The following is a 20,230-nucleotide window of genomic DNA, read 5'->3' on the forward strand; positions in this document are numbered from 1 at the left end:
TCAGAGATTTAAAAAAACCTGCACAGTGTGCAGGTTTTTTTATGAGTTCAGAAAAATAAATTCATCTAAACCCTTATTTTATTGAGAGATTATTTTGCAGCTTCAATTGCCTTAAGCACTTCTTGCTTAGCAACTTCAGCACCTTCCCAACCTGTTAACTTCACCCATTTGCCTGGCTCTAAATCTTTGTAGTGAGCAAAGAAATGCTCCACTTGCTGAATTAAAAGCGGAGGAAGATCAGTATATTCCTGAACATCTTTATAGATTGGAGTTAATTTTTCGTGTGGAACTGCGATAAGTTTCGCATCGATACCACCGTCATCTTCCATGTTCAATTTGCCCACAGGACGGCAACGAATGACTGAACCTGGCTCAACTGGATGCGGTGTTACAACAAGCACGTCAAGCGGGTCACCATCTTCAGACAAAGTATTTGGTACATAACCGTAGTTCGCTGGGTAGAACATTGCTGTACCCATGAAACGGTCTACAAATAAAGCGTCAGAATCTTTATCAATTTCATATTTGATTGGCGCTGCATTTGCAGGAATTTCAATGATGACATAAATGTCATTTGGTGCATCTTTACCCGCAGGGATATTGCTGTAACTCATAGCATCACTCTTTAACGATTTAAATTATATTGAGACCGAAATTAAAGTCTTCGGTTTAATCACGGAGCGATTATACATCTGCCCCGCAAAAATAGGGAATATGCACGTTCATTAGCTGAGTTTGATCACCAAAATCAGCAGTGAAATTGGACACAATAAAGATAGACACCAGACAATTGAACGCAATGTGGCCCAATTGGCCAAATAACACACCCCATAGATGACACGTAAGACCAAATAAGCAATACCAAAAGTCATAATCACAGATTGTGACACAACCATATATTCCGCCATTAAAACAGCAGCAATAAATAAAGGTAATCCTTCAAAACTATTTTGTTGTGCGGCATTGGCACGTGCAGCAATACCTGTTGAATTGTTCAAAAACTCACGCGGATATTGATTGTCTTTGACCTGAAAACCACTCGCAAGTCTAGCAATAAGACTAAAAACATAAGGTAATAAACATGCAATTAAGATGAGATAGACAATACCGCTAATACTGTGCATCAATTGAGTTCTCGTGAGAGTATTAATTAGCCTTATCATAGCATGGCAATTCTAGAATATTTTTTGTTAAATATAGTGTTTTGATTACCAAGCCATTCGGGAATATCTATGTCATTTAATGCGGAGCAGCACAAACTGTTCGATGAACTGGAAAAACAGCGCCAACATCAACGGCAGATGGATCGTGTACTCGCTATTGTGTTCCCTATTGTTGCTTTTTTACTCACAGTCATTTGTGCCAACATGAATATCTGGTCAACTGTCTGCACCTTTATTTTGCTCTGGGTTGCATTTTGGGCTGTAGGCATTCGTCGCCTGCCCCTCTGGCATTGGGTGCTGATTACCCTGATTTACTGCTTGGTGGATAATTTCTTGAGCTACGGCACTTTTAATCGTTCTGGCTTTAGCCGTCAGTTCGGCACCATCTTTATTTTTATTGGTATTGCAGGTGTAGGCCGCCCTTATTTTGACCGCTGGCTGATGAAGAAAAAATAAGCCATAGCAAAAAAAAGCGCCCTGAGGCGCTTTTTTATACAAAATTCTATGCAGTCTTACGTAAATCTTTACGTAAAATTTTACCTACATTTGATTTTGGTAATTCTTCCATAAACTCTACATAACGTGGGCGTTTATAGCCTGTTAAGTTCTCTTTTGCAAATTCAAGAACTTCTTCAGTGGTTAAAGAGGCATCTTTTTTCACAACAAACAATTTTGGTACTTCACCTGATTTTTCATCAGGTACACCAATTGCAGCAACTTCAAGCACTTTTGGATGCTTGGCAATCACTTCTTCAATTTCAGAAGGATAAACGTTGAAGCCAGACACTAAAATCATATCTTTCTTACGGTCAACAATTTTGGTGTAGCCGCGATCATCCATTACACCGATGTCACCTGTACGGAAGAAACCATTCACCATCACTTTGGCAGTTTCATCTGGACGATTCCAGTAACCTTTCATCACCTGAGGACCACGAATACAGATTTCACCTTGCTCGCCCAATGCAACTGGATTGCCATCATCATCTAAAATTGCAATGTCAGTTAATGGTAATGGAATACCAATCGTGCCACTGAATTCATCCGAAGCAGGTGGGTTTGCTGTTGCTACAGGTGAAGTTTCAGATAAGCCATAACCTTCAATAATGTTCGTACCTGTGACTTTCTTCCACGCTTCTGCAGTCGATGGAAGTACGGCCATACCACCGCCCATAGCCATTTTAAGTTTGCTGTGGTCGAGCTGTTTAAACTCTTCATTATTGACCAAAGCATTAAATAAGGTATTTACTGCTGGGAAGAATGTTGGTTGATATTTGCGTAATTCTTTCATCACCGCAGGTAAATCACGCGGGTTCGGAATTAAAACATTGGCTTGACCTTTATACATACCGTACATAGCACAAACCATAAACGCGAAAATATGATACAGCGGCAAAGCACAGAAAATACGGTCATCTGGCTGACCATCTTGAGCACCAAATTTACTTTGGAAAATACCATCACACTGTAATAAGTTAGCCACAAGGTTACGATGGGTTAACTCAGCACCTTTGGAAACACCCGTAGTACCACCAGTGTACTGTAAAACAGCCGTATCACTGAGGGTTAGATTTGGACGTTTATAGTTGCTTGGGCTTACTTTTGACATAGCCGCGTTAAAACGGATATGACCTGGAATATTCCACGCAGGAATTTGCTTACGTACTGAACGCAACACAAAATTCACTAGAGTCCCTTTTAAAGTACCCAACATGTCACCGACAGAGGCAACCACGACATGTTTTACTGGCGTTTTACCAATAATGCTCTGATAAACCGAAGCAAAGTTTTCAATAATGACTAAAACTTCAGAACCTGAATCATTTAATTGATGTTCAAGTTCACGCGCAGTGTATAGCGGATTAACGTTCACAAGCACCAGACCTGCACGCAATACACCAAGAGCAACCACTGGATATTGGAGAACGTTTGGCATCATGACTGCTACACGAGAACCTTTCGCCAAACCTAAACTTTGTAGATAAACAGCAAATTTACGACTCGCTTCGTCAAGTTCACTGAATGTAAGCGCTTTATCCATAAAGATAAAAGCATCACGTGAACCAAATTTTTGGAAATTACGCTCAAATACATCAACCAAAGAGGTGTTCTCTGGCGGTAATTCTACAGTTTCAGGAATTCCTGTCTTGCGGTATTCAGCGAACCAAATCTTTTCCATAATCCCAATCTCTCCAATCTATAGTCCTTAAAATATGCAGCTTTTTTTTCGGGTTTGTGTGTGTTTATTTAGCTTGTTGATGCACATTCCCGTATCCATTTTCACGAACACAGCCACATATATAACTTATTTCGACAAATACATGCTAGTTTTATCTCTGAACCAACAGTCTATTTGCTTTTTGATATCCACGTGGTAACAGTTGCCCTTTTGTCGCACGCTTGCCCATGTATTTTTGTAAATCATCGCCTTTTATTTTAAGTTGTTGCTGGCCTGCAACCACTTGAATTATTTCATCTAAATTTAAGGTTGTCATAGATATAATTTGATCTTTATCTTCAAGTTGTATCAATTTATTACCTTTACCTTTATTCAGGATTGGTAATTCTGACAAATCGATAATGAGTAACCGTCCAGCCGAACTTAATAATGCCAAATGGGTCGCGCTCTTTAAAGGATATAACGGTAATGGTTTGGCATCCTCTGGAATTGTCAAGAAGGCTTTACCTGCTTTAGCATTGGTATCAAGCTGTTTGGCTTGGGTCTTAAAGCCGTAGCCCTTCGTACTCATCGCTAAAATTTCTGCTTCATCATCTTCTATTAGTACTTGAAGGAAACCTACCCCACTGACAGGTGAAAGCTTGGAACTCAAAGGTTCACCTAGACCACGGGCGGAAGGCAAACTATTAATTGCCAGTGCATAACTGCGCCCCGTCTGATCTAAGATATAAACTTTTTGATTAGACTTGCCTTGTGCGTGACTGCGGTACTGATCGCCCGCACGGAAATTCAGGTTCTCGGCATCAATATCATGCCCTTTCGCACTGCGAATCCAACCTGCTTCTGACAACACCACTGTTACAGGATCAGCAGGCATCAAATCTTGCTCGCTAATGGCTGTTGCTTCCGCACGTTGTACAATTGGCGAACGACGATCATCACCAAAACGTTTCGCATCTTCTTTTAATTCGTTAATAATCAGTGATTTTAAAGATTCTGGATTCGCCAATTGTTCACGAATAATGGCAGCTTTGGCTTCCAGTTCTTCTTGTTCACGGCGAATTTCCATTTCTTCTAATTTCGCCAAATGGCGTAATTTTAATTCTAAAATGGCCTCGGCTTGAATCTCATCAATGCCAAAATGTGTCATCAATTCCGCTTTCGGATGCTCTTCTTCTCGAATAATTCGAATCACAGTATCGATATCTAAATATGCGATGAGCAGACCAGCTAAAATATGCAGGCGTTTTTCAATTTTATTTAAATGATATTGCAGGCGACGTGTGACTGTTTCTTTCCGAATTTCGATCCATTCCAATAAAATACGACGAATCGATTTCACTTGCGGACGACCATCTGCACCAATCATATTCATATTGACGCGATAGCTAGATTCTAAATCGGTTGTGGCAAATAAATGACTCATCACCGCTTCTGCATCAATTCGGTTCGAGCGCAGGACAATAACCAATCGAGTTGGATTTTGATGATCCGACTCATCACGAACATCACTCACCAATGGCAATTTTTTCGCTTGCATCTGATCAGCAATTTGTGTGATCACTTTTGATCCTGACACTTGGTAAGGCAAGTCGGTAATCACAATTTCATTTTTTTCAATGCTGTACACCGCACGCATACGGTAACTACCACGACCTGTAGTTTGAATTTTAAGTAATTCACTCGGAGGGGTAATAATTTCAGCTTTGGTCGGTAAATCAGGAGCAGGAATATATTCTGCGACTTTCTCATCGCTTAAATTTGGGTTACGAATCAGGGCGATTGTACCTTTGACCACTTCACGCAAGTTATGCGGTGGAATGTCAGTGGCCATACCGACCGCAATACCTGTTGTACCATTTAACAGAATATTCGGCACACGAGCAGGCAAATTGACAGGTTCTTTCATTGAACCATCAAAGTTATCTTGCCAGTCACAGGTGCCCTGTCCCAATTCTGCCAACAATACCTCACTGTACTGTGACAATTTGGCTTCGGTATAACGCATGGCAGCAAAGGACTTAGGATCATCAGGTGAACCCCAGTTGCCCTGACCTTCGATAAATGGATAACGATAGCTAAACGGTTGTGCCATCAACACCATGGCTTCATAACATGCCGAATCACCATGTGGATGGTATTTACCCAATACATCACCCACAGTACGTGCAGATTTTTTCGGTTTACCACTTGGTTTGAGTCCAAGCTCACTCATGGCGTACACAATACGGCGTTGAACAGGCTTTAAACCATCACTGATGTGAGGCAAAGCACGGTCCATAATCACGTACATGGCATAATTGAGGTAGGCGCGTTCAGTAAATTCTGCGACGGAGCGGTTTTCAGTTGCGTGATGCGCAAGGTTCGTCATAACAACCTTTCATCCTAATCAAATCGTTTTTTTATCTAAGTTCTTATGCTAAGTCTCAGACTGTGACTGCACAAGGGTGTGCCATCTACTACCACGACAATTTGTGTCTTAATGGGTCTCTGATGTCGTAAAATTATCCACTTTTAAATAAATGATCAACTTATAATTTTTTATTTTCACAGCAATAGGTTTAACACAAGTTCAGCCAATAAGCCAAAATATAGAATGGCGACAATTTTGCCACCCAAACGATCTGCCAATTCTACATGCCAATTGATTCTAAAGTTTTGCCTTTGGTTTCTTCACCTAAAACCAAAATGACCAATGCTACAGCAAGCAAGACTGCGGTAAACATCATAAATACATGATGAAAGCCATTGCTCTGCACCATCATTTGCGTCACTACCAGCGGCGCCACGATGCCGCCCATACGCCCAATCGCAGAGGCCCAACCCGAACCAAAGGCACGAATATTGGTCGGATATTGTTCTGGAGTATAGGTATAGAGTACACCCCATGCCCCCAAATTAAAGAACGACATCAAACAGCCCCAAAACATAATCAAAGTGACAGTATTTGCCTGTCCAAAGAAGTAAGCCGAAACAGCACATAAGCCAATAAAACCGGCCAATGTCCATTTACGTCCTAGTTTCTCGACCAGCCAAGCGGCTGCGATATAGCCTGGAAGTTGTGCCAAAATCATCACCAGTACATATTCAAATGACTGCACAATGCTATAACCTTGTTTGACTAACAGGCTGGGTAACCACGTGAAAATGCCATAATAAGAATAGACAATGCCAAACCAGATCAGCCACAGCATTAAAGTACGTTTTGCAAAAGGGTTTGACCACAGTTGTGAAAAAGATACGCTTTGCTTGGCGGCAACTGGTTTTACTTCAATCTGCTGAATGACTTCCACGCCACATTCACGCTCCAGTTTTTGCACCAAAGCATGGGCTTCTTCAATCCGTCCACGGTTAATTAAATATGGTACTGATTCAGGGACTTTCTTTAAAATCATAAACACATATAGCGCAGGCAAACCGCCAATTAAGAACGCGACATGCCAGCCATAACTCGGAATCACAAAATAAGACACCAAAGCAGCCACTAGCCAGCCCAGTCCCCAAAAACTTTCCAGCAATACAATAAATCGTCCACGCACCTGTGCAGGGATGTATTCACTGACCAAAGTCACCGCAACAGGGAGTTGTCCACCAAGCCCTAAGCCGACAATAAAACGAAATACCAACAACCAAGTCAGATTTGGGGCAAAGGCACACAACGCTGTGGCAATACTAAAAGTGACCAAAGTCACCGCAAAAACATTGCGTCGCCCCCAACGGTCAGCCAATGCTCCTGAACAGACCGCACCTATCGCCATACCGACAAAACCAATCGACACCACCCAGCCTTTTTCTGCGGGACTCATACTCCACTCGGTTGCCATCTTGGTCAGAATGAAGGAAATCAGTCCTGTATCCATGGCATCAAACATCCAGCCCAAGCCAATCACCCACAGCAAGGTATAGTGGAACTTTCCAACAGGTAAACGTTGTACACGTGAAACTAAATCCATAGTGATGACTCAAGTTAAGATGAAGAAAATAACAACATTGAAAAGAACTGCTATGCAATTTTATGTTGTTACAGAAGAAAAAATACCACGCAGTCTATTTTAATAAATTCTGTTGAGCGATGGGGAAATGAAATTTATTTTATATTTTAAGTATATGCCCAAATTTGGCTTTGGGCATTATCATTTTAAATTTTGGCAAAATTGCAATCGTTGATTAATGCGTATCGGTTGAAGAGGCAGAATCGGCATCATCATCTTTATAAATAAATTTCGGCATTTCCAGACCAAAATAAATCGCAATCAGACGTAAAGAAAATCCAAAAATCAGGGTTGAAATCACCGTCAACTCTAGGGATAGTCCAATTTCCAGACAGACCCAATAACAAATCACCGCGACAAAAGAAATACTGGCATAAAGCTCACGACGGAATACTAGAGGTACATCGTTACACAAAATGTCACGCAAAATCCCGCCAGATACCCCCGTCATAATACCTGCCACTGCGGAGACCACAAAACCATGTCCCATCGACAAGGCAATTTGACAACCAATAATGGTAAAGCCGATCAGACCTAATGCATCTAATACCAAGAAAATATTGTGCAAATGGCGCATCCACTTGGCAATCAAAATGGTAAACAACGCTGCACAGCAAGTCAGGACCAAATATTCAGGATGCTTGACCCAAGTCAAAGGATAATGTCCGAGCAATACATCACGGACCGACCCACCACCTAAAGCGGTCACACAGGCAATCAGAATTACCCCAAACCAATCCATACTACGTCGACCTGCAGACAGTGCTCCAGTCATGGCCTCAGCCGTAATCGCAATAATATAAATTATGGTCAGTAACATCGCCCTGCGCTTCCATTGAAGGGTTAAGATGCGGGCTATTCTAAGCCAAATCTAAACTGAACGTTATAAAAATTGTGCACAACATTGCTTAAATTTTTTACCCGAGCCACAAATACAGGGTTGTTTCATGGTGATGAGTTGCTCTGTGGTCGGATCAAGGAAATACCAGTGCCCTGCCTGTTTCACAAAATGTGAAACTTCATGATGTGTTTGGGCCTGTTGCCCATCATGATAATGTGCTTTGAATTCCACTTGGGCATGGCTCTTGTCGAGTTCTTCCTGTGCTTGTACCACTCCTAAACCTAACCATTGATTAGATTCACTCCACGCTTTAATGGCAGGAACATCCAAAGCCTGCTGTTGCCCCAATGCCGTGGTCTGCACAATATAGTCAATCTGCTGTTTGGCAAATGCACTATAACGCGAACGCATCAACTGTTCCGCGCTGAGTGCCGTACGTTGTCCTAAATGCAAAGGCTGACAACACTCGGCATATAATCCTAAGCCACAAGGGCATTGTTCTTCTGACATACATTTTCCCAATAAAATAGCCCGCAGTGCGGGCTATTTTAACTGAAGTTTAAACGCAGGTTTCTATAGCGTTAATCATCTTTTTCCACGATGTGTTTTGGAATCACATGAACTTTCTCAATTTTATGACCATCCATCGTCACGACTTCAAAAATAAAGCCATCAGCTTCAATACTAGAACCATTTTCAGGCAAGCGGCCTAAATGGAACAATAAATAACCCGATAAAGTTGAATACTGTTCTGAGTCATCCACCAAGTTTTTGCCCAATAACAAAGAAACATGGCGAATATCGGTCGAACCTTCCAACATCAAACTGCCATCTTCTAGGCTTTCTGCCGCGGTTTCCAATTCATCTTCATCAGGGAATTCACCTGCAATCGCTTCAAGAACATCAATTGGCGTGGCAATCCCTTCAATTGAACCATATTCGTTCAACACAATCGCCAACTGTAATGGCGCTTGACGCAATTGTTCCATCACCATCAACACTTGTGCATTTTCATGGACGATTACTGGGTCACGTAAATGCTTCTCGAAATTTAATACCCCAGTTTCGATGTATTCATTCATGACTTTATGCGTCAGAACTACACCTGCAATATTGTCCAGCTCACCATGTGCCACAATCAAACGAGAATGGGTCATACTCAACAATTGTTGTTTGATCGCTGCTTCATCTTCATCTAAATCTAGCCATTCCAGTTCAGGACGTGGAGTCATGACAGATTTGACTGGACGTTCGGAAAGCCCTAATACCCCTTGCACCATAACACTGTGATACACCCCATTTTCCTGAGCAAAGACTTCATCAGCAAAAGCGCGGGTTGCCAAGACATCTTCGTTTTGATGTTCAGGTGCATCACTGGCATTTTTCCCCCCCAACATACGCAGTACTGCTGAAGCTGTGCGATAACGTAAATCGTTGGTGGTGACCATTTTTTCCTGATTTTTCTTCACCGTTTGGTTCAGGAACTCGATCATGACCGAGAAACCAATTGCGGCATATAAGTAACCCTTCGGAATATGGTAGCCAAAACCTTCGACCACCAAAGAGAAACCGATCATCATCAAGAAACACAAACACAGAATCACTACAGTCGGATGTCTGTTCACAAAATCCATGAGTGGCTTGGATGCCCACAACATAATGCCCACAGCGATGATGACCGCAATCATCATTACAGACAGATGTTTCACCATGCCCACAGCGGTAATTACGCTGTCTAAGGAGAACACTGCATCTAAAATCACAATTTGGACAATCACCATCCAGAAAGTCGCATGTACAGGATTTTCTTCCTTTAAGACAGGCTTTCCTTCAATCCGCTCACGTAATTCCATAGTGCCTTTAAACAGCAAGAAGACCCCACCCAGCAGCAAGATTAAGTCTCGCCCAGAAAACGGATGTTCAAAAATATGGAATAACGGATTGGTGAGCGTCACCACCCATGCAATCGACGCCAATAAAATTAAACGCATACCTAAAGCTAAAATCAGCCCGAGAATACGTGCGGTATTGCGTTGTTCAGGTGGTAATTTTTCTGCCAAAATTGCAATAAAAACGAGGTTATCAATCCCCAATACAATTTCAAGCACCACTAAGGTCGCTAAGCCTACCCATGCAGAAGGATCAGACATCCACTCAAAAATCATTGAATGCTCTCCTTCATCAGGAATTCAGGATCAATAGGGCGAGTTTTAAGTGCAGATTGGCTCTGCATCTTCTCTCTTATTATGGCAAAAATGTGTGTTCGTTTAGTGCGACAACAGTCACGACTCATGTTGATTCATTTGTTGTAAAACAGAAGCTCAGTATAGGCAAGATCAGTACTAAATTCATCTTTTTTTAGACAATGCATATTTTGCGTCACCAAGCAACAACATAAAAATAGCCACAACAATAATACGCAACATCGCCTTGTCATATTTCTTACATAAGCTAGAGCAGCCAACAAGAAAGTGATAAGGTAAAATAGAGAATGATGAATAGCGTATTAAAAATGACTGTAAAACATGAAAAAGTAACAACGAAAACTTCTCAAGCCCTCATTGCGCTCTACTGCGGTTCACGTTCTGGTAATCATCCCATTTATAAAGAAAAGGCGATTGCACTGGCAAGCGCCATTGCAGAACAAGGTTTCGGTCTCGTGTATGGCGGTGCGAGCATAGGATTAATGGGTCAAGTTGCCGATACTGTAATTGAACATGGCGGTGATACCGTAGGGGTGATCCCTGAATTTATGTTGGATTATGAAATTGCGCATAATCAACTGACAGAATTACATGTGGTCAAAACCATGCATGAACGTAAAGCCATGATGGCAGAGCGTGCCAGCGCTTTTGTTGCCTTACCTGGTGGCTTAGGCACATTTGAAGAAATTTTAGAAATAGCCACTTGGGGGCAACTCAATCAACATCAGAAACCCATGATACTGTATAACGTCAACAATTTTTATGATGCCTTAATTGCTCAACTGGATCATGCTGTACAAGAAGGCTTTTTACCGCCGCAACATCGTGCCAAACTAATTGTGTGTAATCATGCCGAACAAATTTTAAATGCACTGAAGAACCTGCAAGCACCTGTACATTTCGTGATTTAGTCAAATTTACTTATAAAAAAAGCGAGCCCTTCATGCTCGCTTTTTTTGACTTGATTGAACGTTTACCCGAAATTTCAACCTGAAATGTGTTGATACAACCAAGGTAATCCAGTTGCCAACAGTACACTGATAGCCAAGCCAAACATTAATTTCATGGCATCTTTACTAACATTACGTGAAGTCCGATATTTATTGACTTCCGCCAAATGCATGGACAACGCAAACTCACGTCCTGCCAGCAAGCCCAAGAATACCCATGTGGTACTCATTGGGATATTACTCCACTCTTTAAACACCAGCAAAATGATGGCATACATAAAGTCGATAATCGTGGCTGCGCGAATATCTGCGACCCCAGTTTTGGTATCGATAATGTTTTGAATTGCTCCACCACGGCGGTAAAAAATCCAACCGAGCAATACCACAAACACCAAAATGCCAAAAATTAAGAATTCAAATGGCACTTGGCGCGGGACATAAACAAAGATATTGGCTAAATCTTGAATTAGCCACTGGCTCCACAAAAATGCCGTCGACACCCATTGCAAGCCAATCCAAATATGTGAAGGTTCCTTATGACGGGTTTTACTTAAATAGATGCTAATCCCTTTCATCACAAAGCGATAAACCAAAATCGCGACCACAAACGCAACGGCATAACCCATCATCGATTTGGTCAACATAGCGCTTAAGCTGCTCGGAGAAAAAATCGTGAGCACTAAAAAGGTGGTACTGACTGGAATCCCATATTTGGTCAAAATAATCAATAAAATTGGGGGAACAATATACAGCCAAGTAATGCCTGTCTGTGGGAAAGGAATGGTTTCTAAACGTCCATAAGAGGCGTCTCCTGTCCCTGAAGCAAACCAGCCATATAGCAACACCACAACTAGAATACTGCTGGTATACAGCCAAAGGACCCACCAAGGTCGGTGCGCATTGGAGGAAATAAAGGTTCCTAAAGTTTGTGGCACATCATTTCCGACAATTGAGTATGCTGCTAAACAGAAACCCACAATCATCAAAATTTCAATTGTCATAACACCTAAGCCTTTATCAGAAAAATCTACCCTTATGGGGTGGCATTTAAATTATGACATTTTTATTTCATTTTAATGACACTGGTGTGACGGGCAGCACACTTCTCTGAATAAGTAAGCGCTTTGTTGTTGAATTTAATTAGATTATTTACTCATCTATAGGTGAGCAATTTCTAAATGCTCTAAACCCATAGCTTCCCCCTAAGTACGTTCGTTTGATTGCTAATTTATGTGATTTATTGAGCACTGTTTCTCTGTGCTTTGCTATCATGACTTTTAACATTATCTTGATCCATTCCATTTCTAATCTATGAGCCAAGCCATTTCACATCGCGCCTTACAACCTGAATACCGACTCTTGGTTTTCTTGGTGTCGATTGGCTTTTTTATGCAGGCTTTAGATACCACGATTGTCAACACCGCCATTCCTGCAATGGCTAAACACTTACATGAAGACCCCCTGAATATGCACAGTGTGGTGGTGGCGTATGTCTTGGCTGTCGCCGCATGTATTCCTTTGAGTGGTTGGCTTGCCGATCGGTTTGGCGTACGCAATACCTATCTAGCGGCGATTATCATTTTTACACTGGCTTCACTGGGTTGTGGTTTATCGCAGAGCCTCAATCAATTGCTGGTATTTCGTATTATTCAAGGCATCGGGGGAGCATTGCTGTTGCCTGTCGGTCGTTTAGCCATGCTAAAACTGATTCCACGAGATCAATTTTTATCTGCCATGAGTTTAATGAGTCTGGCGGGGTTGATTGGGCCCTTAATTGGACCAACTCTGGGGGGATGGCTGGTTGAAGTTGCCACTTGGCACTGGATTTTTCTGATTAATTTACCGATGGGTGTTTTAGGTATTTTAGTGACCTTAAAAGCCTTACCAAACGCCACTGAACCCAGCGTTCAAGCTTTCGATTTTAGTGGCTTCCTATGGTTAGTCATCGCTATGGTGGGGCTGTCTTTAGGCATTGAAAGCTTTGCCAGTACAGCTCATAGTCATTGGCAAGGACTCGCTTTAATTGGCCTAGGATTATTCAGCTCCGCTATTTATGCCTATCATGCCCATACGCATCAAAATGCCCTGTTTCGTAGTCGATTATTTAAAAACAACATCTATGCGATTGGGATTTTAGGCAATTTCTTTGCACGACTGGGTGGCAATGCCTTTCCCTTTTTGCTGCCTTTAATGTTGCAAGTAGCTTTCCATTTTGAACCCTTCATCACTGGATTGATGATGATTCCTTTGGTCTTAGGTTCATTGGTTTCTAAGCCGATTGTGCGCCCTGTGATTCAAAGATTTGGCTACCGCACCGTACTGGTCGTCAATACGATTCTCGTCGGGAGTGCCCTCGCCAGTTTTGCCTTGACCACGGCGGATACACCACTATGGCTAAGAACACTACACTTTTTCATTTGTGGCATGTTGAACTCGACCCAATTTGTCGCTATGAATACCTTTACATTGAAAGATCTGTCTCAGCAAAATGCCAGTAGCGGGAATAGTTTCCTGTCCATGATCATGATGCTCTCTATGAGTATTGGGGTCGCACTCGCAGGTACATTAATTAACCTCTTTACCGCACATTATGGTGTTGCACAAGTCACGACGGCTTTTCAAATGACCTTTATCTGTCTGGGTGCCATCAATATCATCACTGCTGCAATTTTCTGGAAAATTCCCAAAAACAGCAGCATATAGTACTTTTGCAAAATGCACATGGAGTCAATTTTATGCTCGCGTTATCATAGCGCCACTTGATGAGATTAAAACACGCATGACCAAATCAACACGCATAACAAAATCCAGTTCCTTCATTGCTTCCTGCATTGGTGTCGGGACCGTTTGTCTTGCAGTGATGCTGTATGTTTTTATTTTTCATCAAAATCCCGCTGCCGCGCAAGAATTTCCAGTGCAGGGCTTCGATGTCTCACATCATCAAGGGGACATTAACTGGGAACAGGTACCACATCAAAAATTCCAGTTTATCTATTTGAAAGCGACCGAAGGGGGCGATTTTAAAGACCGAAAATTCCAAGATAATTGGCTAAAAGCCCGTGAACATGGCTTTTTGGTTGGGGCTTATCATTTTTATCGTCTCTGCCGCGATGGCAAAATTCAAGCACAAAATTTTATTGAAACCGTACCGAATAAACCTGATGCCTTGCCGCCAGTCATTGATTTGGAATACGACAGTAACTGTATCAATGCCTATACCAAAGAGCAGTTATTGGCTGAAATTCAAATTATGCATGATCAGCTACAACAGCATTATGGTAAACAACCGATTTTTTATATTTCAAAAACTTTCTATAACATCGTTTTAGCCGGTGAATTCAAAAATACACCGCTTTGGGTGCGTGAATATCAAGGGCAACCTGAACTTAAAGGCAACCCCCAATGGACCTTTTGGCAACATACCAATCAAGGCACAATTCAGGGCATCAGTAAACCTGTCGATATGAACGTCTTTCATGGTTCTGTGTATGACTGGAGTATTTTCTTACAAAAGAACGGGATTCAACCGCTTACCCCCACCACACCATGACTCCATTCATGGATTAGCTCTATGAGCCGTCATGTTCTGTCGCGCTGATGCATGTCGAACTACACAGCTTTGTTGGAGCATGCCATACTCGCAAGTTGAGGTTAGTGAATTTTGGGCGATATGAGAAAAATCATACATATTGATATGGATGCGTTTTTTGCATCAGTAGAATTACGTAGTCGTCCCGATCTGCAACACTTACCTGTAGTGATTTCATCGCATCATCCTCGCGCGGTCATTGCCGCAGCCTCTTATCCCGCACGGAAATTTGGGCTACGTTCCGCCATGTCGATGGCTCAAGCGAAAAAACTTTGCCCTCAAGTCGTGGTCATTGAACCCAACTTTAATCAGTATCGTGAAGTTTCCGCACAAATTCACCAAATTTTTCAACGCTACACGCCACTGATCGAACCACTATCTTTAGATGAAGCCTATCTGGATGTCACCGAAAATTTATATGGTTTGTCCAGTGCAACTGAAGTGGCACAGCGTATTCGCGCAGAAATTTTCCAAAACACAGGTTTAACTGCTTCGGCTGGGGTGGCACCGAATAAGTTTCTGGCAAAAGTGGCTTCGGATTGGAATAAACCCGATGGTCTTTGTGTAATTAAACCCAGCCAAGTACAAAATTTTATTCAGCATTTGCCCCTTAAAAAAATTCCAGGCGTCGGTAAAGTCACTCAAGAAAAATTAAAACAACTGCAATTGGAAACTCTAGGGGATTTACAAAAAATTGAGGAAAGTACACTAATTCATCACTTTGGCAAATATGGTCACCAACTGTTTTTATATGCTCAAGGCATTGATGAACGTCCTGTACAGGCTGAACGTGAACGGCAGCAAATTTCCAAAGAAACCACATTTGATGATGATTTTACTTTACAACAATGTCAGCCCTATTGGGCAAAACTCACGACACAGGTCTGGGAAAGTTTAAATAAAAAGCAGCTTATGGCACGCGGAGTAACGGTCAAACTCAAATTAAAAAACTTTCAGGTGCTTCAGCACAGCAAAAGTTTTAAAATTCCTCTTCATAATCATACCGAGCTGACGCAAGTGTTAGAATTGTTACTCAGTGAAATGTATATTCCTGCCGAATACCAATTCCGCCTGATTGGCGTAGGTGTCTACCAATTAGCCCCTGCCGATGATCTACCCCAACTGAGTCTCTGGTAAGCTCTTCTTGTATCTTTTTTAAGCAAAAGAATAAAAATACAACAATTAACCCTACACTTTTTTTATTTTTAGGTTAACCTATTTCACGCGATACATTATCCATGTAAACGCTGAAATGCTAAAAATCACCTTTACTTTTAGCATGTTGTCCTGTGGTGAACGCGACGATCCAATCCGAGTATTACAGGGCAATTCTGAATATATTACATGGGTTTTGTTGCTCTTCTGATTCAAACAATAAAAAATCAAACTGTATCAATCTTGTTTTTTTTATTTATATTTCCAATCCATATTTTTCCAATAACTATACAAAGAAATTGTCCCTTTGCTTGCTGTATAGGACATACAAAACACCATTTGCAGATCATCACGGATCACGTAAACTGACCGTTCTCTTTACATCATGGAAATCACATGACGGTTCAACGTTTACATGTCGAAAAGCGTTTTTCTGAAATTGCCATTTCAGGTAACTTGGTTCATCTTGCAGGTCAGCTTGCAGCAGATACCACGCTCGATATTAAAGGACAAACCCAACAGACTTTAGACATTATTGATCGTTTTCTTGCCGATGCAGGCACAGATAAACGTCATATTTTGTCGGTCATGATTTTTTTGAAAGATATAGAAAATGATTATGCAGGCATGAATGAAGTTTGGGATGCATGGTGTGCAGATATGCAAGCACTGCCTCGCACCTGCGTTGAAGCCAAAATGTACGCCCCTGATGTACTGGTTGAAATGACCGTAACCGCAGTGCGTCCAGAATAATCTGAACTTAAATCAGCTTGAACAAGCATTCAGGCTGATTTTAACCCCATAGTTTCAACTTACGTTTTTCATGATTGTGATAAAAATTATACTTTTTCAAAGATGTATCTAGTTCTTGTGTATCAGGTTCATGCCACTCTTTACGGAGCTCGCCTAAAAAGTCTCGTCGAATTTGCTGATAACTCGGCACTTCATCGTAACGAATCACACGATAGCCTGCCATCGCCAATAGTGCATCTTTATACTGTGTTTGCTGAAAACGCTTTAACACATTCGGATCATCTAAACCAATAATCGCTACAATCTGATGGGATGCATCGAGCACCACAAAATCAGCCAATAAATTACGATACTTATTTCGAGTACGGCTATATTTTGTCGTCATTAAGGCATCATAAGAAACCTGCGCCAAGATAGTATAGCTTGGAAGAATTTCTTTTAAGCGAGCAAAGGTCAACTGCTGATTTAAACTAAAAACTGCACGCCGCTTAAGCACACTATCCTGTTGTTTTGATTGATTATTAAAACTTTTAAAAATCATGCAACTGAACAACAATAGGAGTCCTATCAGTAAATACATACTCATAAATTTATTCCTTTAATCTATTTTTATAATCCTGCGGCTTTATACCGATTTTTTATGCCGAAAAATCGATTATAGCGCCTCTATTTTTATTCAAACGTTCAAGTTAAAAAACTACATTCATCTTGACGAAATTATTATAAAAAATGACCACACGTCACTTGACGAGAGCCAATTAAATTGCATATTTTTTATACACAAAATGATTGAATAAAATTACTTTAGCTCAATCTCCCTACATGTTGCAATTCATCTTAAGTCTAGCGCAGAACAATTCCGACGAATAGAAGGATAAAAAAAGACGCCGTAGCGTCTTTTCATTCATCTTAAGCCCGTGCTTTTGGGTTTTTTCTTTTCTTTGCTGCATTGGCATTAAAAGGTCGCTTCTCACCTGTTTCACGCGGTGGCAAACCCGTATGTTGGGTCAACACTTGACCTTTTTTCAGACGGTGATTTTGTCCTTGGGCCTGTTGTCCACGTGAACCCGCCGAACCTGTGCGTTTCTGAGAATCACCCGCGACAGTCGAGTTTTTCTTACGCGCAGACTGATACTGACCTTCGGTTCCTTGCGGTTGATAGGTTGGAATTAAATGTTGCTTAGAATTACCAATTAAGTCTTGGCGCCCCATCTCCTTTAAAGCCTCACGTAGCAATGGCCAGTTATTTGGATCATGATAACGCAAAAAGGCTTTATGCAGACGACGACGCTTTTCACCTTTTACAATATCAACATTTTCAGTATAACGTGCCACTTTGGCCAAAGGATTTTTAGCCGTGTAATACATTGTTGTCGCTGTTGCCATTGGCGATGGATAGAAGGTCTGTACCTGATCGGCACGGAAGCCATTCTTTTTCAACCAAATTGCCAAGTTCATCATGTCGTAATCCGTGGTTCCTGGATGCGCCGCGATAAAGTATGGAATTAAATACTGCTCTTTGCCTGCTTCCTTACTAAAACGATCAAACATTTGCTTGAAACGATCATAGGTCCCGATTCCAGGTTTCATCATCTTAGACAATGGACCTTTCTCAGTATGCTCAGGCGCAATCTTTAAGTAACCACCCACGTGATGGGTAACTAACTCTTTCACGTATTCAGGATTCAGCACTGCTAAGTCATAACGCAAGCCTGAACCAATCAGAATCTTTTTGATGCCTTTAATGGCGCGTGCTTTACGATATAACTGCGTTAATGGAGCATGATCCGTATGTAAGTTTTGACATACGCCTGGATACACACAAGAGGGTTTACGACAGTTCTTTTCAATTTCAGGGTCTTTACAGTGCAAACGGTACATGTTTGCCGTTGGACCACCTAAGTCTGAAATAATGCCTGTAAAGCCCGGAGCCGTATCACGAATTTTCTCAACTTCACGCAGAATTGACTCTTCCGAACGGTTTTGAATAATTCGCCCTTCATGTTCTGTAATCGAGCAGAAGGTACAGCCCCCAAAACAGCCACGCATGATGTTCACAGAGAATTTAATCATATCAAATGCAGGGAAACGGGCTTCACCATACACAGGATGTGGTAGACGTGCATACGGCAAATCAAACACATAGTCCATTTCTTCCGTCGTTAATGGAATCGGTGGTGGATTTAACCAAACATCACGCTCACCATGTTTTTGTACCAAAGCACGCGCATTTCCAGGGTTGGTTTCAAGGTGCAAAATACGGTTGGCATGGGCATATAAAACTGGATCATTTGCCACTTCTTCAAATGCAGGTAGACGAATCACTGCCAACTCACGTGGCGGTAATTTATGTTTAATTGCTTTTGACGATGGCTGTAGCTGTACAATTTGTGTGTCTGCATCCAATTGATCGCCTTCACGAACAATCGGGTTGGCAACCAATTCTTTTTGGAAATTTTGGTATTGGGTTAAAGAATTACCCTTATCTTTTTCAATTTCACAGCCGTCTAAATCTTCGGTCATCACATAAGGATTGATGATGGGATCAACACGCCCCACGGTATCTACATCATTAGATGCAATTTCAACAAATTTGGCTTTCGATGCACGATTATGCTTATTAATAATAAATGCCGTACCACGTACATCAGTAATTTCGTGGATTTTTTCACCTTTGGCTAAACGATGCATCACTTCAGTGATCGAACGCTCACCATTACCATACATCAATAAATCCGCTTTTGAATCCATTAGTACTGAACGACGGACTTTATCTGACCAATAATCGTAATGGGCGATACGACGTAAAGAGGCTTCAATCCCACCTAATAATACTGGCACATCTGGAAATGCTTCACGCACACGTTGGCAATAGACTGTCGCCGCACGGTCTGGGCGTTTATTCGGAACATTGTCTGGTGAATAAGCATCATCTGAACGAATCTTACGATCTGCCGTATAACGGTTAATCATAGAGTCCATATTACCCGCGGTTACACCCCAAGCAATATTTGGCTTACCCAAAACGCGGAAGGCTTCAACATTGGTCCAATCAGGTTGTGCGATAATACCAACACGGAAACCTTGCGCTTCTAAAGTACGACCAATAATGCCCGAACAGAATGAAGGATGATCGATATAAGCATCACCACAAACCAAGATAAAGTCGCAACTATCCCAACCGAGTTGATCCATTTCCTCACGCGACATCGGCAAAAATGGCGCAGGTTCAAAGCATGACGCCCAATATTTGTCGTAATCAAACAACGCTGTTGGCGCAGTCTGCATGGTATAAGCAGTAGACATGGCTAGCAATTCTCGGCTGGCAGATGGAAGATCCAAAATAGATCAAAGATGAAAGCCGATCATTTTACCATGAATTAGATTCATCTTGCTTGATTAAA

General features: G+C 41.6%; 17 protein-coding genes. 6 read left to right on the plus strand and 11 right to left on the minus strand.

Going from position 1 to position 20,230, the window contains the following annotated elements; all coding sequences use genetic code 11:
• Positions 1–89: 89 nt before the first annotated feature.
• Together ppa and C3F34_RS05675 are read right to left on the minus strand one after the other, a co-directional pair.
• Positions 90–614, minus strand: a complete 525-nt coding sequence (gene ppa, locus C3F34_RS05670; RefSeq protein WP_016168518.1) for an inorganic diphosphatase — start codon at positions 612–614, stop codon at positions 90–92.
• Between the two features lie 111 nt (positions 615–725).
• A complete protein-coding gene (locus C3F34_RS05675) occupies positions 726–1,124 on the minus strand; it encodes an MAPEG family protein (RefSeq protein WP_104441226.1) in 399 nt (132 codons plus the stop codon).
• 108 nt (positions 1,125–1,232) lie between these two features.
• Here C3F34_RS05675 and C3F34_RS05680 point away from each other — a divergent pair, with 108 nt between their 5' ends.
• Positions 1,233–1,619 carry a hypothetical protein gene (locus tag C3F34_RS05680; protein ID WP_016168520.1) on the plus strand — a complete coding sequence of 129 codons (387 nt, stop codon included), beginning with the start codon at positions 1,233–1,235 and terminating at the stop codon, positions 1,617–1,619.
• Positions 1,620–1,665: 46 nt separating this feature from the next.
• Here the strand turns inward: C3F34_RS05680 and C3F34_RS05685 are convergent, their stop codons facing one another.
• From C3F34_RS05685 to C3F34_RS05710, 6 genes are all read right to left on the minus strand, one after another.
• Positions 1,666–3,342, minus strand: coding sequence for a long-chain-fatty-acid--CoA ligase (locus tag C3F34_RS05685; RefSeq protein WP_016168521.1), 1,677 nt, complete (start codon positions 3,340–3,342; stop codon positions 1,666–1,668).
• Between the two features lie 151 nt (positions 3,343–3,493).
• Positions 3,494–5,713, minus strand: a complete 2,220-nt coding sequence (parC, locus tag C3F34_RS05690; RefSeq protein WP_044738761.1) for a DNA topoisomerase IV subunit A — start codon at positions 5,711–5,713, stop codon at positions 3,494–3,496.
• 262 nt (positions 5,714–5,975) lie between these two features.
• Positions 5,976–7,295, minus strand: coding sequence for an MFS transporter (locus tag C3F34_RS05695; protein WP_104441227.1), 1,320 nt, complete (start codon positions 7,293–7,295; stop codon positions 5,976–5,978).
• Positions 7,296–7,509: 214 nt separating this feature from the next.
• Positions 7,510–8,154 carry a trimeric intracellular cation channel family protein gene (locus tag C3F34_RS05700; RefSeq protein ID WP_044738759.1) on the minus strand — a complete coding sequence of 215 codons (645 nt, stop codon included), beginning with the start codon at positions 8,152–8,154 and terminating at the stop codon, positions 7,510–7,512.
• A gap of 63 nt (positions 8,155–8,217) precedes the next feature.
• Positions 8,218–8,685: a YchJ family protein gene (locus C3F34_RS05705; protein WP_044738758.1), complete on the minus strand. Its 468-nt coding sequence runs from the start codon at positions 8,683–8,685 to the stop codon at positions 8,218–8,220.
• Positions 8,686–8,756: 71 nt separating this feature from the next.
• Positions 8,757–10,340, minus strand: a complete 1,584-nt coding sequence (locus C3F34_RS05710) for a TerC family protein (RefSeq protein WP_044738757.1) — start codon at positions 10,338–10,340, stop codon at positions 8,757–8,759.
• 329 nt (positions 10,341–10,669) lie between these two features.
• Between C3F34_RS05710 and C3F34_RS05715 the strand changes: the two genes are divergently transcribed.
• Positions 10,670–11,290, plus strand: coding sequence for a TIGR00730 family Rossman fold protein (locus C3F34_RS05715; protein ID WP_026441098.1), 621 nt, complete (start codon positions 10,670–10,672; stop codon positions 11,288–11,290).
• 74 nt (positions 11,291–11,364) lie between these two features.
• On the opposite strand, the gene C3F34_RS05720 is transcribed toward C3F34_RS05715, so the two are convergent.
• The gene (locus tag C3F34_RS05720) at positions 11,365–12,330 is read right to left on the minus strand and encodes a hypothetical protein (RefSeq protein ID WP_044738756.1); all 966 of its coding nucleotides are present in this window, start codon (positions 12,328–12,330) and stop codon (positions 11,365–11,367) included.
• 310 nt (positions 12,331–12,640) lie between these two features.
• On the opposite strand from C3F34_RS05720, the gene mdtD reads away from it, so the two are divergent.
• The 4 genes from mdtD to C3F34_RS05740 all read left to right on the plus strand — a co-directional run bounded on the left by mdtD (position 12,641) and on the right by C3F34_RS05740 (position 16,826).
• A complete protein-coding gene (gene mdtD, locus C3F34_RS05725; protein WP_016168529.1) occupies positions 12,641–14,032 on the plus strand; it encodes a multidrug transporter subunit MdtD in 1,392 nt (463 codons plus the stop codon).
• Positions 14,033–14,108: 76 nt separating this feature from the next.
• Positions 14,109–14,879, plus strand: a complete 771-nt coding sequence (locus C3F34_RS05730; protein ID WP_016168530.1) for a GH25 family lysozyme — start codon at positions 14,109–14,111, stop codon at positions 14,877–14,879.
• A 120-nt stretch (positions 14,880–14,999) separates the two neighbouring features.
• On the plus strand, positions 15,000–16,055 hold the full coding sequence (dinB, locus tag C3F34_RS05735; protein ID WP_104441228.1) for a DNA polymerase IV: 1,056 nt from the start codon (positions 15,000–15,002) through the stop codon (positions 16,053–16,055).
• 414 nt (positions 16,056–16,469) lie between these two features.
• Positions 16,470–16,826, plus strand: a complete 357-nt coding sequence (locus C3F34_RS05740) for a RidA family protein (protein WP_044738755.1) — start codon at positions 16,470–16,472, stop codon at positions 16,824–16,826.
• 40 nt (positions 16,827–16,866) lie between these two features.
• On the opposite strand, the gene C3F34_RS05745 is transcribed toward C3F34_RS05740, so the two are convergent.
• A complete protein-coding gene (locus C3F34_RS05745) occupies positions 16,867–17,412 on the minus strand; it encodes a DUF2726 domain-containing protein (protein ID WP_044738754.1) in 546 nt (181 codons plus the stop codon).
• Positions 17,413–17,735: 323 nt separating this feature from the next.
• Positions 17,736–20,132, minus strand: coding sequence for a YgiQ family radical SAM protein (locus tag C3F34_RS05750; RefSeq protein WP_044738753.1), 2,397 nt, complete (start codon positions 20,130–20,132; stop codon positions 17,736–17,738).
• Positions 20,133–20,230: the final 98 nt, after the last annotated feature.

Origin of the sequence: Acinetobacter sp. ACNIH2, from assembly GCF_002934965.1 — a bacterium.
Lineage (GTDB): Bacteria > Pseudomonadota > Gammaproteobacteria > Pseudomonadales > Moraxellaceae > Acinetobacter > Acinetobacter tandoii.

Bases quoted from the DNA above. Each gene is read 5' to 3' on its own strand.
- ppa (WP_016168518.1), bottom strand. From the start codon at position 614: ATGAGTTACAGCAATATCCCTGCGGGTAAAGATGCACCAAATGACATT.
- C3F34_RS05675 (WP_104441226.1), bottom strand. From the start codon at position 1,124: ATGCACAGTATTAGCGGTATTGTCTATCTCATCTTAATTGCATGTTTA.
- C3F34_RS05680 (WP_016168520.1), top strand. From the start codon at position 1,233: ATGTCATTTAATGCGGAGCAGCACAAACTGTTCGATGAACTGGAAAAA.
- C3F34_RS05685 (WP_016168521.1), bottom strand. From the start codon at position 3,342: ATGGAAAAGATTTGGTTCGCTGAATACCGCAAGACAGGAATTCCTGAA.
- parC (WP_044738761.1), bottom strand. From the start codon at position 5,713: ATGACGAACCTTGCGCATCACGCAACTGAAAACCGCTCCGTCGCAGAA.
- C3F34_RS05695 (WP_104441227.1), bottom strand. From the start codon at position 7,295: ATGGATTTAGTTTCACGTGTACAACGTTTACCTGTTGGAAAGTTCCAC.
- C3F34_RS05700 (WP_044738759.1), bottom strand. From the start codon at position 8,154: ATGTTACTGACCATAATTTATATTATTGCGATTACGGCTGAGGCCATG.
- C3F34_RS05705 (WP_044738758.1), bottom strand. From the start codon at position 8,685: ATGTCAGAAGAACAATGCCCTTGTGGCTTAGGATTATATGCCGAGTGT.
- C3F34_RS05710 (WP_044738757.1), bottom strand. From the start codon at position 10,340: ATGATTTTTGAGTGGATGTCTGATCCTTCTGCATGGGTAGGCTTAGCG.
- C3F34_RS05715 (WP_026441098.1), top strand. From the start codon at position 10,670: ATGAATAGCGTATTAAAAATGACTGTAAAACATGAAAAAGTAACAACG.
- C3F34_RS05720 (WP_044738756.1), bottom strand. From the start codon at position 12,330: ATGACAATTGAAATTTTGATGATTGTGGGTTTCTGTTTAGCAGCATAC.
- mdtD (WP_016168529.1), top strand. From the start codon at position 12,641: ATGAGCCAAGCCATTTCACATCGCGCCTTACAACCTGAATACCGACTC.
- C3F34_RS05730 (WP_016168530.1), top strand. From the start codon at position 14,109: ATGACCAAATCAACACGCATAACAAAATCCAGTTCCTTCATTGCTTCC.
- dinB (WP_104441228.1), top strand. From the start codon at position 15,000: ATGAGAAAAATCATACATATTGATATGGATGCGTTTTTTGCATCAGTA.
- C3F34_RS05740 (WP_044738755.1), top strand. From the start codon at position 16,470: ATGACGGTTCAACGTTTACATGTCGAAAAGCGTTTTTCTGAAATTGCC.
- C3F34_RS05745 (WP_044738754.1), bottom strand. From the start codon at position 17,412: ATGAGTATGTATTTACTGATAGGACTCCTATTGTTGTTCAGTTGCATG.
- C3F34_RS05750 (WP_044738753.1), bottom strand. From the start codon at position 20,132: ATGTCTACTGCTTATACCATGCAGACTGCGCCAACAGCGTTGTTTGAT.